Origin of the sequence: Paenibacillus sp. JNUCC32 (assembly GCF_014863545.1) — a bacterium.
Classification (GTDB): Bacteria; Bacillota; Bacilli; order Paenibacillales; family Paenibacillaceae; genus Paenibacillus_AQ; species Paenibacillus_AQ lautus_A.
Genome location: NZ_CP062260.1, coordinates 3,533,584 through 3,546,464 on the forward strand (window position 1 = coordinate 3,533,584; position 12,881 = coordinate 3,546,464).

Consider the following 12,881-nt stretch of genomic DNA (forward strand, 5'->3'; position numbering starts at 1 on the left):
TCAGCTTCCCTCCCGAACGATCGATACGAACCGCTCTGCGATGCTGGCATGGTCATTGAAGCCCGTCAGCTGATTGAACACCTCTTCCAGAGACCCTTCATGGGAATGCTGCTGCAGCTCTTTAAACGTTCCGTCCGCCACCACCCGGCTGTCTGCGAGCAGAACGATCCGGCTGCTGATTTTCTCGACGACGTCCATGATATGCGAGGAATAAAAAATCGTCTTGCCCTGTGCCGACAGCTGCGCCAGTACCTCCTTGACCACCATCACGCTGTTTGCATCCAGCCCGCTTAAGGGCTCATCAAGGAACAAGAGATCCGGGTCATGCAGGAGACTCGAGATCAGCAGCACCTTTTGCCGCATTCCTTTTGAAAACGTGGCGATCCGAGCATGGTAAGCCTTTTCCAAGTCAAAGCAGTCCATCAAATGTTTTGCCTTATAATCCGCAGCATCGTATGTAAGTCCGTACAATTCGCCGATAAAAGTCAGATATTCCGCAGCCGTTAACTGATCGTATAATTCCGCCACCTCGGGCACATACCCGATTCTCCGTTTATAATCGATATTCCCGTCGGAAATATCCTGGCCGAATATGCGGACCGTTCCCGTATACCCTTCAACCAGCCCAAGCATAATTTTAACCGTCGTGCTCTTTCCCGCCCCGTTCGGACCGATATATCCTATCATTTCGCCGCGGTTGACCTTCAGATCGATCCCGTTCAATACATAACGGTTATCATATTTCATGCGCAGGTCTTCAATCGATAACACTTCATTTTCGGACATGATTGATTCTCCCATTCCCTCTTTTGTCATCTCATACCTACCTTATTATGGAAGCGCGGGAAAATCAACCGTTGGCGGTATACTCGCTCTGCAAAAGCCCCATGTGCACAATGTCATGCCAGGCACCGTTCCGGTACAAGCTCTGTCTGGAGCTGCCTTCGTGGACGAAGCCGATTTTTTCGTACAGCTTGATCGCTTTATGGTTAAAGGAGAACACCCGCAGGCTTACCCGGTGCAGATTCAGCTCCAAAAAGGCATAATCCAGCAGCAGCTTCATCGCTTCCGAGCCGTATCCCCTGCCCCAATAATTCTTATCGCCGATGTCGATGATGCACTCCGCATTGCGATTCTTGAAATCGATGCCGACCAACGACATGATGCCGATCGGTTGGCCTGTTTCCTTCGCCTGGATCAGATAGCTCTTCGAGGACGGAGTGCCGAGGATCACATGCTGAACGAAGTCCTTGGTCTCCTCCATTTGGTAAGTATCCAAGCTGGGACTGGTGGATTGCATCACGTCCAGGTCATTGCGCCAGGTATGATACAGCTCCGCGTCATCCATGGTCATTTTTCGACAAGACAATCTAGCGGAATCAAACAGCATTGCTATAAGCCCCTTTCTGTCATCATGATTCTATGGTTATCGGATTTAGCATTTCGCCGAGAGAGTAGAGGAAAGACTCCAGCTGCTCCGGCACGCAAGTCACCCCAGCCCCAAGCTGGAAGGTATCCAGCATGAGTCCGTTGAGAAACGAGATCATGTACCGTGCGATGGCTTCCGGTTCCAGACGCGGCCGAAACTCCCCCTGCTCCTGCCCCTTCCGGATGACCCCGCACAGAGCCTCGACCGTAATCTGATAGCGCTCGGTAATATAGGGATCTTCTTGCTTCGCATGATCATAAGAGGAAGACAGGAAGTATTCCGCCCTGGCGAGTACAAGCGAGTGATGGATCAGCGAGATGTCCTCCTGCTGTTTCTTGATCCAGTCCAACAATTGCTTCCATATCGAATGTGGCGAATCCGGTTCAAAAAAACGGAGCGCCTCCTGATCGTCATAACGCAGAACCTCCAAAAAAACATGCTCCACATTGCCAAAATACGCGTACACGGCGCCGCGGGATATGCCGGCTTCCTCCATGATGTCCTGCATCACGGTGCGGGTATAACCCTTCCTAATAAAGACGCGCCTGGCTGCCCTCAAGATTTCAAGCTTTTTCTGCTGCTTGTATTCGTCGCTGACCCTTGGACACATAATCCTCCCCACCTTCGACCTTAAACTGACACTGGTATCGTTTTTCATGTCATATTATAAACGACACTCATGTCGTTTTCAAATACCATCCAGTAATTTACGCTGACCCCTTACAGCAAAGTCCCATAAAAGCACAAATTGAGCGCAGCCATGACACTATCGTTTTTTAGATGGAATGTCCCATAATGCCCCTGTCGCTTGATCTTTGAAAACAACTTGTTCTATTTCCGGCAGCTGCACATTTCCGTCAACATTCGCGAATCCCCGCATATATATGGGGGAGAACGAAAAGAGGTGATCGGACATCATTAAGGGCATCGGCCGCATATTGGTCTTCGCCTTACTGCTCGTATTCTTTCTCCCCTCCGTTACCCAAGGTGCGGCAGCAGGACAGAAGCTGGACAGTAAGTACACCAAGTACGCACAGTTTATCGTCATTGACAAATCCACCAACAAGCTGACGTATTACGAAAAAGGCAAGGTCATAAAAACATTCCCCGTGGCCACCGGCAAAAAACCCTCCTATACGCCGGAAGGACTGTTCAAAATCCACGAAAAAGTGAAGAACAGACCGTACTACAAGGAAGGCATCAAGGGAGGAGACCCGCGCAACCCGCTTGGGGACCGCTGGCTCGGCATTAATGTGAAAGTGAACGGCCGAACCAGTTACGCTTATGCCATCCACGGCAACAACAACGCGAATTCGATCGGAAAGTACGTATCCGCGGGTTGTATCCGGATGCACAACAAGGACGTGCGATGGCTCTACGACAAGGTAAAAATGAACACCCCCGTCCTCATCCAAAAATAAGGCGCGACCATGAAAAAGCCAAACACTGCACAAGTGTTTGGCTTTTTAGGTTTAACGTTTTACGAGCCGTACTCGGCTCCGAATTCAATAATGTTGCGGTCCGGATCGAGCACGAATATCTGGGCGAAGCCTGCAACGCTGTCGGGTTTGGCTACATACTCGACGTTCATCCGGTCCAGCCATTCCTTGGTTTCCCGGTAGCTCTTCACCCATACCGAGAAATGTCCGTCCGTTGTATCGATGCCCCGCTCCCGCAGCGTATCGCTGACGGGATGCTCCAACAGATGGAGCTGCTGGTCCCCGACGGCATACCATACCCCTTTCGAATCAAACGGCGGGCGCGGCAGCTCCCGAAACTTGAGAACGTCCGAGTAAAAAAACTTCGCCTTCTCCAAGTCGCGCACCGCCAAGCTCACATGGTGCAGTCCTTCAAATTGAATCATGAATCCCACCCCCAGGTATGTAACTGTATTATAAAGGATACCTTATCATTATATAACATGAATTAACCAGCCAAGGGGGGGAGTTCACCATGGATATCCATTCGAATGAATACAAAATCGCTGCGCTCAACGGAAATGAAGGCACTTTGAAGGCAATTGAAGACGCCGAAACCAAAATTGCCGAGCTGACGGGCAAAGAGATTACGCTGATTGCCTACGAGAAAGAACAAACACAAGGGGAGAAGCCATAACCCAAGCCCCTTAGAAAAAAGGCTGCCCTCCAAGCGTCTACAGTGACCTTGGAAGAGCAGCTTTTTCATTAGATGAAGCAGGCCGCCGTCACGGCCGCCTGATAGGTTACATTAACCTCCAGCGGTCTGTCGGTTAGACCATTCTGATCGAAGAGCATCCGGTCGGCTTCCAACTCCTCGATTTCGTCGACTACGCCTTCCACATAATCCGCAAGGCGGTCCCGCGTAGAGGAGATTCGCGCGAGCAGCCCGCCGTAGCGGAGATCCAGCACCTCCCAGCCAAATGGCTTATACGTGCTCATCCACAGTCCCCTGTGCGATAAACGCAATGCCTCGATGCGCCGCTTCAGGTCGTTTAACGGGGAATCCGCTGCGGAAGCAAACTCAGCAAGACGGTCTTTGTTTCGTGTGTCGTAAAGCCTTTTCAACGTAACGCCCAGGGTGCTCTTGATAACGAGGACCGAGGCCAATTTTTCATAAAAATCAAACAGGCGGTTAAACGGTGCCGGGTACTGTTCCTTGCATTCCAGCCATCTCTGCTCCAGCTCGGCGTAATGTCCAGGCAGCACGGAATCCGCTTTCCCCTCCACATGCTTATCCAGCAGCCCCAGCAAAGGATCCTGCCACAACAAATACTTCGAGGGATTGGCCATCCAGTGATTTCCCTCCGACACGCCGGGAACCTCATCCATATATTTCAGCGCGTTCAGCGATCCGAACAAATCGATGCCCGTGCAGGCCGCAAGCCTTCTTGCCAGAAGCTCGTCGCTGATATCGTCTCCGTACCCATGCTCGGCAAACAGCTGGAGGCCCGCCAGGATGACCAGGTGATTGGTTTCGTTTCCGTTATCCCCCCAGGCGGTGGCGATGACTTCGCGGATCCCTTTCGTTTTGGCGGCGCGCAGGGCAGGATGGCTGGTCATCCAGGTCTTGCCGTTGTTCGGGCTGATGCTGTTCCACATATGAATGCCGCCGGCAAAAATCGGCTTGGAGCCCAGCTTCATATGCTTCTCATACAGCCGCTCATACCCCTGTTCATCCCTACGTCCGTAATCCCAATACACGAATTGGACGCCTTGGGGAATGCGGCTCATATTGTCGTCGGAAAAATCCGCATCCAGATTGTACAGCGAACCTTGATAATCGTTGGCCAGCAAATTAAAATACATGTCGCTCCAGATCATCGGCCGGAGTCCGAGACGCTCGGTAATGGCAAGCACCCGGCTGACATGGTCATTCATAATCTGAAACCGGTCCTGGACGCCGTTCAATTTTAAATACTTGCCAAGGCCGACCTGAAACGCCTCGTCCATCCCGATGTGAATCCGCTTGGAACGGAACATCCCGGATGCGGCGGTGATCATCTGTTCGATGAAAGCATACGTCTTCGGCTCGCCTGCAAGCAAAATATCCGCATGATCCTTCAAATCCGCGGCATAGCCCCATTTCAGCGCTTGCTGCAGATGCCCCAAAGTCTGGATGCAGGGGATCATCTCGATGCCGAACAGGTCCGCGTAATCGTCGCATTCCTTCATTTCCGAAGCCGTGTACCGGCCGCGCATATAACCGAAATACGGCTGCTCTTTCATCTCGTACGTATCCTCGGTATACATCATCAGCCCGTTCAGTCCCATCAAAGCCATATAGCGGATAAACTGCTTGATCACCTGAACCTTAAGCACGCCATTGCGCGAAACGTCAAGCATCGTGCCGTTGAAGTCAAACCTGGGCTCCTCGGTCAGCTCGAACCGGTCACGCTCCCTCGCCTGCTCCAGAAACACCCCTAAGGCACGAAAAAAATGAATCTTCTCCTGGTATCGGATCGTCCCCTGCCCATCCTTTAATGACGCCTGGATCGGTCCTGGAGCCTGAATGACTCGAATCTTTAGGCCCTCTCCCTCCGTAATGCGGATATCCAATATGTCCGAGAGCTCGCCAACCCCTTCAAGCAGCTTCTCCGGCAGGTTATCAAAATAAATCTTCATCTCCATACCTCCATTCTGTTTTTGAGATGATGCCTATCACCTTGCAAGACAGCAAAGCCCGATCCCTGTCATTTCGGAATCGGGCTTTTGCTAGCCGGGATGGATTACCATGCCCGGCGTATATTTGATCGAAACTTACTCGGCTGAAACTTTTACGCCCAGCGTCAAGATCTCATAAGGTTTCACCGGCAGCGTAAAGCTTCCGTGATTGTCAAAGCTTTGAACCGCTCCCTCTTCCTCCAGAATATTGCTCTTATACACGCCCTGGGACGGCAAGGAAGATGTCAGCGCAAGCTCAGCATCTGTGCCTGCCATATTGAACCAGCGCAGCATCAAGTCCCCTGTGTTCGGATTCACTTTCAGGGAAGAGAATGCAAGCTCTTCGCGGCTCCATGCCAGCGGCGCAGACGTGGAAGCCACCTGCCCGGTATGAACGCCGGTCTGGGCAGCCGTCCATGGAATCTGGAACTGGTAAGCCTCGGCATAAGCGCCTGAAGCGATGCCGTCGCCCTGATGCGGAATGACCTCCATACGTACCGTATGAACGCCGATGCACTGGGCTTCAGGCGTCGGGAAGTAACCCCAATCGCCGAGCTCGCCTACGGAGCGAAGCAGCGTAACGGCAATCGTATTCCGACCGTCCCGCAGGACTTCGTACTCGTTTAAGCCCTGGTTGGCCACCGTCAGTCCTGCCGCAGCCGCCGTAACGTCCACGAAGGCCTGTTGATGAGCCGTGTAGCTCGGGTTCTCCCATTCGGCAGCTGGATCATTATCCCGTTTCGCCACTTCGAACATGGAATCCACGTTATGGGAAGATGCCTCCAAATCGGTCGGGAACAAAGCACGCACCCGATGATCCTTCGCCTGATTATCCAACGTGGCTTCGATCTCCACGCCTTTGCCGCTGCGGTTCAAGCTGACCACGGTACGGATGCGCATCGGCACCACCTCGCTTGATCTTTGCGCTTTGCGGTTCGGATAATACACAAGCTCATGCTGCTCTTCATCCAGCTTGCTGTCCGCCATAGCCGGTATGGACCAGTTATGAACGATTTCAACGGATGCCCGGTAAGGCGTGTCTTCCAGAACCGTAATTTCGGCGGTCAGTCCTTTGGTTGTCAATGGAACTTCGCCGTCCGGCTGTTTGTACATATATTCGTTACCGATGTCTCCGGTATTTTCATAAACGCCAAGATCGCGGTATACTTGTCCGTTCTTTTTATCCGTCAGGAAGAAGGAACCGTCCGCTTGGATTTCGACCTTGATCAGGTCGTTTTCCAACACGTTCGACTGGCTGATCAGGGATCCCGTCTCGGCAGGCTTCACTTCGCTCTTCACCCAAGCATAGGCAGTCAAGCCCATGGCAGGAATGTCGCTTGCCTCGAAAGTCAGTCTCACGCGGCGGCACATGTAAGGCTGGCGGAAACGGTCGTCCGGCAGATCGTACCCGAATTGAAGTCCGAGGTCCTCTACGGTGCAAGGCACGGCCTGACCTTCAGCGTTAACCAGCACGCGGCCGGACAAGTCGACTTCCTTCATCCGGCGGCTGGTTTCCTCAAGCGAATAGCCTTCCCGGAAATAGAGGCGTTTCGCGTCCAGCTCGATGCTGACCGTACCGCTGCGTTCCCATCCGGTCGTATTGAATACGACCAGCGGCAGCGGGTCGGTGCCCCATTGCTCGAATCCGGTCGTGTCCACCGCATCCGCGATGACGCGCACGCTGTCGTCCACGATATTTTCCGCCACGTGGGCGCTTTTCTCGAAGCGGGTGACCATCTCGCGGTGAACTTCGTCCACGCTGCAGCCGCAGATGCTGTCATGCGGATGATTCTGCATCAGCGTCTTCCACGCATAGGTGAACAGATGATGCGGATACTCCTTGCCAAGCAGGCTGGCGTAGGACGCCAGCGGCTCGGCCACTTTTTCCAGCAGAGTCTGGCCGCGCTGGTTCATCTGCTTCAGGTATACGCGCGCCGAAGCGGTGTTCACGAGCGTTCCCCATCCATCGGTGCGCTGGCTGCGGAGCTCTCCTTTGACGGAGGAAAGATCCTGCGGCAGCTTCTCGCGGACCGCTTTCAAGTAATCGTCGAAATTGGAGTGGATAAACTCCGTATCCGGATACAGCTTCTTCGCTGTACGAATGCCTTCCGGAAGATCAGTCTGAATCGGCTGATGGTCGCAACCGTTCATGTACAGCAGCTCAGGCGTGGAAGCGTACTTCTCGGCATCCGCCAGCTTGCGGTCCCAGAACGCCTTCGCCTCGGCTTCATCCACGGGAACTTCGTTGCCGTTGCTGTACCAGTTGGCAAACAGGATGCCCAGCACCTTGGAGCCGTCCGGACCTTCCCACATCAGCTCGGAGAACGAAGATTCATAGCCGCTGTCGGAGACGGTATTGTTAAAGCCCGTCGGCTTCACGCCCCGCCCGAAGAAGGCGTTATCGATGCCGGACTGGAGCATCAGCTGCGGGATTTGGCCCGTAAGTCCAAACGTATCCGGGAAATAACCGATTTTGGCAACCGTGCCGTACCGCTTCGCATCCTGGTGCCCGATCTGCATATTTCTCACGTTGGCCTCGCTGCTCGTCAGGTAAGCATCCTGCAGGATGTACCAAGGACCGATGATGATGCGGCCGTCCGTGATCAGCTTCTCCAGCTGTTCTTTTTTCTCAGGTCTTACCTGTAAATAATCTTCGATAATAATCGTCTGGCCATCAAGGAAAAAGCTGCGGTATTCCGAGTCCTTTTCCATCGTCTCAAGCAAGCTGTCCATCAGCTCGATTAACCGCACATGGTGCTTTTCGTACGGCAAATACCACTCGCGGTCCCAGTGAGTATGAGAAATGATATGTGCCTTTCTGGATTGGTCCATCTCTACTTAGTCCCCCTTATGTTAGCCTTTCGATACGGTGATTTCGACTTCATCCGGACGGTACACCGATAACAGGTCGCCGCTCGCATCCACTGCGAACAAGACCGAGCGATCCGCCTCGAGCACGAATGAATAGGTAAGGCCGGTTGAAGGATCCTTCACCTCGACGTTCGCATCCCACGATTGCTCTGAGCCGAAGACGAAGAGCGCTCCTTCTTCAAACGTTACTTTGCGTCCGTATACGCCCGAATGTTCTCCGCCTTGATTCCAGATCAGCCCCGTGTCGGCTGCGGAAAGCTCCAATGCATGCCGGTACAAAGCCGAAATGGCGTCGATCCGGTCGTTCAGTTCTACCGGAAGCGGGCTCCAGAGCAGACGTCCTGCCCCAAGCTTCACGTCCACGATCGAGTCGCCGGCTGCGTCTGCCGGTTTAGCCCCGCTGCCTGCCGGAATTTCCTTGCTCAGCTCGGCAATCTTGCGGTGCCCATATGAAACGGGCCATGCACGATCCCCTAGGCGCAAGCTTTCTTCCCGGCGCACATTTGCCAGCTTGCGCTCGCCCAGCTCTGCGGTCATGCGATCAACCGGATGCCAGTAAGCATCCAGACCGATCGGACCGGTCAGGAGTAGCGTGGCTCCCGTTTCCTCCACGATCGTTATCAATTCGGCAAACGCCTGGTCATCCACATTGTGGGCGCTCGGCAGAATGATGAATTTTGCCGGATTGCTGCGCAGCGAGCTTAAATCATACTCCCCAACGGCACGGAACGGCACGTTCAGCTCGTAAGCAAGCGCGCGCGTCGCCTTCGTCGTCGCTTCAAACGCAAGCTTCCGGTTGGAGAAATCGTTGGAATAAGGGAAGATGACCGCGGTCTCTTCAAGCTTCCGGCCTGCAAACAAATCCCGGATGCCTTCCATGAAGGCGCCGAAATCATAGGATACGTCCGCTTCCGGTTTCTCCGTGCCATCGGCGCGGACAGCTCCGATATGCGATTCATTGGCATTATCCATGTAGAAGTTCGTGTTCCAGATCCAATGAATGGCTCCTGCGCCACCGGTAGAGAAAGCGTAAGCATACTTGCGCTCCAGCAGGTTCCGAAGCTCGGCTTCGCTCCGCTTCGCCCGGCCGTCCGGTGTTTCCACGTACATAATGCCCGTTTCCTGAATCAGGTTCGGTTTATCCGGGGTTTTGGCAAAGATGCCGTCCCAGATCAAATAGTCGTTGAACCACCAGGAGTGAACCGTCGTATAGTCCACGGCTTCGGCATAAAAGAACGGGGATGGACGCTGTGCGCCAAGCGCCTCGTCTTGTCCGACGGTCACCATATGATCCGGGCACACCGCTTTGATATCTTCATATAATTCCTTGGCCCAGCGGTTATGCATATCCATGGAGAACAATACATAATCGAGCCATTGCCCGCCCTTTTTCCCCTGGTGCATGTCTTGAACGTCAAAATTTATGGCTTGAGGCTCCGGAGGTACCACGGAGTCAAAACCCGGCAACTGATCGGCCGTCATGTTCCAACGTTCCTGTAAACGCTCAATCGAGCCGTGACGCTTTTTCAGCCAATCGACATAAGCCTGCCGCTCGAACGGATCCTTCGCCGAACGCGGACCGTCCGAGAAAATTTGCGGCGGATCGAACATGGAAGGCTCGTTGATCAGGTCCCAGTCCACATTCTTCGTGTCTTTGTGCCTTGTCACGATGGAACGTATGAAACGCTTCTGCGCTTCCACGCTTCGCGGATCGAGGTAAGGATTCTGGCCTTCCCATGTCTCCGGCGTGAAGGAGAAGAAGGTAAACGTTACCTGCAGATCATGCTTCTTCGCCGTTAACAGGAAGGCGTCAATCGAACGCATAACCTCCTCGGATGCATGCCCGTCCACCTGCATAATATTGCGATAAGCGGTCCAAATGCCGGTGCGGATCCAGTTGATGCCGGCACCCCGCATTTGCGCCATATCGCGATCCCATACATCCGTATTCGGAAGGAACAGGAATTTACGCGCGACATCGGACGTCATGTACGTCATGCCGACAACCGGCAGCGGACGGCCGTCCTTGATGAAGTAATCCCGGTTGCAGGTTACGGGCGAGCCTGCTTGCAGCAGCTGCGGATCAGCTCCCCAGAAGCCTTGTCTCAGCCTGCGGATTTCTCCGTCCGGCCCTTCGGCTTCGCACACCACGCGATAAGCTCCCGGCTTGATATCGAGCGCAACCGGGATGCGCTGTACATGAAATTGCCCGGTCACGTCGACGGTAACGGTATGATTCCATTCGGAAGATTCATCCCCGTCGTGCTTGACAGAGATGCGGAACTTCCAGTGCTGCGGCTCATGAATCGGCAGACTCCGGCCAAGCCTTTGGGCCTGCAGGGTCAGAATTGCGCGCTCGCCGGACTCGTAGGTCGCATAATTCGGCTTGATCCACAGCTCGGTAATCCCCTTCGCGCAGAATGCCGCCCAGCGGCGCACCTCTGCTCCTCCATCCTGTTCCCAGAAGGAAGCGGTGAGTGGCTGATTCACAAACAGCCAGCGTCCGCCCAAGAAAGGTCCGCCGACATTTTCCCATAAAACAACCGGAGCGGCGACCTCTCTCCCGTTCGCCGTGCTTCCCTTAAGGAGCGGGTAAATCCGGGTATCCATCGGCCCGGCCGATCCCATTTGATGAGGCAGATCACTGCTCTTCGTGACATGCGGAACCAAATTCCACGTAACGCTGACGGTTAACCGTTCCCGGCTGCCCTCCATCAGCGGTATAACGTCGCTTGCAATCAAATGATCGACACGCCCGCTGTCCACAGGCAGCACCTCATGAATATGAAGCTGCTGGTGATACGCCGTCTGTTCGTGCTCCACCACCCAAGCGCCGTCCTCTTTGCGGACAGGACGCTTGAAGGGTGCGCCGCCAACGCTGACCAAGCCGCCGCCGTTTCTCAGAAAGTCCAGAATCGCTCTCCAGGCGGATTTCGGAAAATAAGGCGCGTGCAAATTGACAAAGCTTGCACCTTGTCCGCCTGAAGATGCCAGCGCTTCAGCGAGGTCCTCGGCGCCGCACACCGCATCGAATGCATTCAGAGCCGCGGCGCTAGCCGGCAAACCGGCAGCTTCTGCTGCCGGAAAGGACGGATCATAGAATACAATCAAGCGCCCGCTCATAGAATCCCTGCTTTCATCGCCTGGTACACCAATTGCGAGAACAGGCTGTTGGACCAAGCAAACCACGATCTGGTGAAGACTTTCGGATCGTCGGCATGGAACCCTTCATGCATGAAGCCGGTATCGGCATCGGTCGCTTCCAGCAGCGCAATCATCTCCAGCTTCTCTTCTGCCGTCTGCGCCGTAATCCCCTGCATCGACAAGGCCATATGCCAGATATAATCCGGCGGCGTGTGCGGACTGCCGATGCCTTTGGCAACGGTCCCCTCGTAGTAGAAAGGATTTTCTTTGCTGAGCGCGAACCGTCTGGTGTTCTGGTAGATAGGATCATCTGCTGAGCAATATCCCAGATAAGGAATGGACATCAATCCTGGAGTGCCCGCATCATCCATCAGGCAGTAATTTCCGTAACCGTCCGTTTCATAGGCGTAGATCGGACCGAACTCCGGATGACGATAGATGCCGTACAACTGAATTCCGTGATCCACGTCGGCTTCAAGTCGTTTCAATTCATCCAGCAGTTTCATGTCACGGAACACCCATTCCGCGAATTCCTGCATTTGACGAAGGGCCACAACGGCAAACATGTTCCCCGGAATGTTGTAGTGGAAATCACAGGCATCGTCGCTTGAACGGAAGCCCGACCAGATCATGCCCGTATAATTCACAGGCATGCCGAGACCGTTGTTGCGCAAGGAGTCGGTTGGAATTCCGTTATCCCGAGTGAAACGGTAAGGCGATTTCTCGAAATGGTGCTGTTCGGTTTTAAACAGCTCGATGATTTTGATCATAGCCGACTTAAAGTTGGCGTCGAACACATCCGTCAGGCCGGTTTCCTTCCAGTACAGGTAGGCCAGGCGAACGGAGAAGCACAGCGAATCGATTTCGAATTTGCGCTCCCATACCCATGGCGACATGTCCGTTTCGTCGGTCGTGTTCCAGTGCCAGTCGTTGGCCGATTCATTGAAGGCATTGGCATAAGGATCGATATGAATATATTGAAAATGGCGTTTGATCAATCCGCTTAAAATCCGCTGAAGCTGCGGATCGTTCTTGGCAAACGGAATGTAATGGATCACTTGCTCTACCGAATCGCGCAGCCACATGGCCGGAATATCGCCGGTGATCACAAACGTCGTGCCATCCTCCATCAATTTGGTGGTCGTTTCCAGCGTGTTCGGGAACGTGTTCTTGAACAGCTGAAGCAGCTTGGGACGGTGCGCCAGCTTTTCTTCGGCCTCTTGCAAAACCGCCTGAATGGATTGCGGCAGCTCTAGCTCCGGCATTGGTATTTTGGGGAGTCTGAATTGTTCCATGAT

General features: G+C 53.8%; 10 protein-coding genes. 2 read left to right on the plus strand and 8 right to left on the minus strand.

Annotated elements, in window-relative coordinates:
* The 3 genes from JNUCC32_RS15945 to JNUCC32_RS15955 form a co-directional block, all read right to left on the minus strand.
* Positions 1-786: an ABC transporter ATP-binding protein gene (locus tag JNUCC32_RS15945; RefSeq protein ID WP_009589665.1), complete on the minus strand. Its 786-nt coding sequence runs from the start codon at positions 784-786 to the stop codon at positions 1-3.
* 64 nt (positions 787-850) lie between these two features.
* Positions 851-1,390, minus strand: a complete 540-nt coding sequence (locus tag JNUCC32_RS15950) for a GNAT family N-acetyltransferase (protein ID WP_192569188.1) — start codon at positions 1,388-1,390, stop codon at positions 851-853.
* Positions 1,391-1,412: 22 nt separating this feature from the next.
* Complete coding sequence (locus JNUCC32_RS15955) at positions 1,413-2,039, minus strand: TetR/AcrR family transcriptional regulator (RefSeq protein WP_192569189.1); 627 nt, start codon at positions 2,037-2,039, stop codon at positions 1,413-1,415.
* A 328-nt stretch (positions 2,040-2,367) separates the two neighbouring features.
* Here JNUCC32_RS15955 and JNUCC32_RS15960 point away from each other — a divergent pair, with 328 nt between their 5' ends.
* A complete protein-coding gene (locus JNUCC32_RS15960) occupies positions 2,368-2,850 on the plus strand; it encodes a L,D-transpeptidase (RefSeq protein WP_096773106.1) in 483 nt (160 codons plus the stop codon).
* A gap of 59 nt (positions 2,851-2,909) precedes the next feature.
* On the opposite strand, the gene JNUCC32_RS15965 is transcribed toward JNUCC32_RS15960, so the two are convergent.
* The gene (locus tag JNUCC32_RS15965; RefSeq protein WP_096773105.1) at positions 2,910-3,293 is read right to left on the minus strand and encodes a VOC family protein; all 384 of its coding nucleotides are present in this window, start codon (positions 3,291-3,293) and stop codon (positions 2,910-2,912) included.
* Between the two features lie 89 nt (positions 3,294-3,382).
* Here JNUCC32_RS15965 and JNUCC32_RS15970 point away from each other — a divergent pair, with 89 nt between their 5' ends.
* Positions 3,383-3,544, plus strand: a complete 162-nt coding sequence (locus tag JNUCC32_RS15970) for a hypothetical protein (RefSeq protein ID WP_192569190.1) — start codon at positions 3,383-3,385, stop codon at positions 3,542-3,544.
* A 68-nt stretch (positions 3,545-3,612) separates the two neighbouring features.
* Here JNUCC32_RS15970 and JNUCC32_RS15975 read toward each other — a convergent pair whose 3' ends face one another.
* The 4 genes from JNUCC32_RS15975 to JNUCC32_RS15990 all read right to left on the minus strand — a co-directional run bounded on the left by JNUCC32_RS15975 (position 3,613) and on the right by JNUCC32_RS15990 (position 12,878).
* The gene (locus tag JNUCC32_RS15975) at positions 3,613-5,529 is read right to left on the minus strand and encodes a beta-N-acetylhexosaminidase (RefSeq protein WP_192569191.1); all 1,917 of its coding nucleotides are present in this window, start codon (positions 5,527-5,529) and stop codon (positions 3,613-3,615) included.
* 135 nt (positions 5,530-5,664) lie between these two features.
* Positions 5,665-8,400 (minus strand): alpha-mannosidase, encoded by a 2,736-nt coding sequence (locus JNUCC32_RS15980; protein ID WP_192569192.1) that lies wholly within the window; start codon positions 8,398-8,400, stop codon positions 5,665-5,667.
* A gap of 21 nt (positions 8,401-8,421) precedes the next feature.
* On the minus strand, positions 8,422-11,562 hold the full coding sequence (locus tag JNUCC32_RS15985) for an alpha-amylase family protein (protein WP_192569193.1): 3,141 nt from the start codon (positions 11,560-11,562) through the stop codon (positions 8,422-8,424).
* Positions 11,559-12,878: a glycoside hydrolase family 125 protein gene (locus tag JNUCC32_RS15990; protein WP_015734277.1), complete on the minus strand. Its 1,320-nt coding sequence runs from the start codon at positions 12,876-12,878 to the stop codon at positions 11,559-11,561. Before JNUCC32_RS15990 ends, JNUCC32_RS15985 begins: the two co-directional genes overlap by 4 nt.
* Between the last annotated feature and the right edge of the window lie 3 nt (positions 12,879-12,881).

Coding starts and splice junctions, on each gene's coding strand:
- JNUCC32_RS15950 (WP_192569188.1), bottom strand. CDS start 1,390: ATGCTGTTTGATTCCGCTAGATTGTCTTGTCGAAAAATGACCATGGAT.
- JNUCC32_RS15965 (WP_096773105.1), bottom strand. CDS start 3,293: ATGATTCAATTTGAAGGACTGCACCATGTGAGCTTGGCGGTGCGCGAC.
- JNUCC32_RS15975 (WP_192569191.1), bottom strand. CDS start 5,529: ATGAAGATTTATTTTGATAACCTGCCGGAGAAGCTGCTTGAAGGGGTT.
- JNUCC32_RS15970 (WP_192569190.1), top strand. CDS start 3,383: ATGGATATCCATTCGAATGAATACAAAATCGCTGCGCTCAACGGAAAT.
- JNUCC32_RS15980 (WP_192569192.1), bottom strand. CDS start 8,400: ATGGACCAATCCAGAAAGGCACATATCATTTCTCATACTCACTGGGAC.
- JNUCC32_RS15955 (WP_192569189.1), bottom strand. CDS start 2,039: ATGTGTCCAAGGGTCAGCGACGAATACAAGCAGCAGAAAAAGCTTGAA.
- JNUCC32_RS15985 (WP_192569193.1), bottom strand. CDS start 11,562: ATGAGCGGGCGCTTGATTGTATTCTATGATCCGTCCTTTCCGGCAGCA.
- JNUCC32_RS15990 (WP_015734277.1), bottom strand. CDS start 12,878: ATGGAACAATTCAGACTCCCCAAAATACCAATGCCGGAGCTAGAGCTG.
- JNUCC32_RS15945 (WP_009589665.1), bottom strand. CDS start 786: ATGTCCGAAAATGAAGTGTTATCGATTGAAGACCTGCGCATGAAATAT.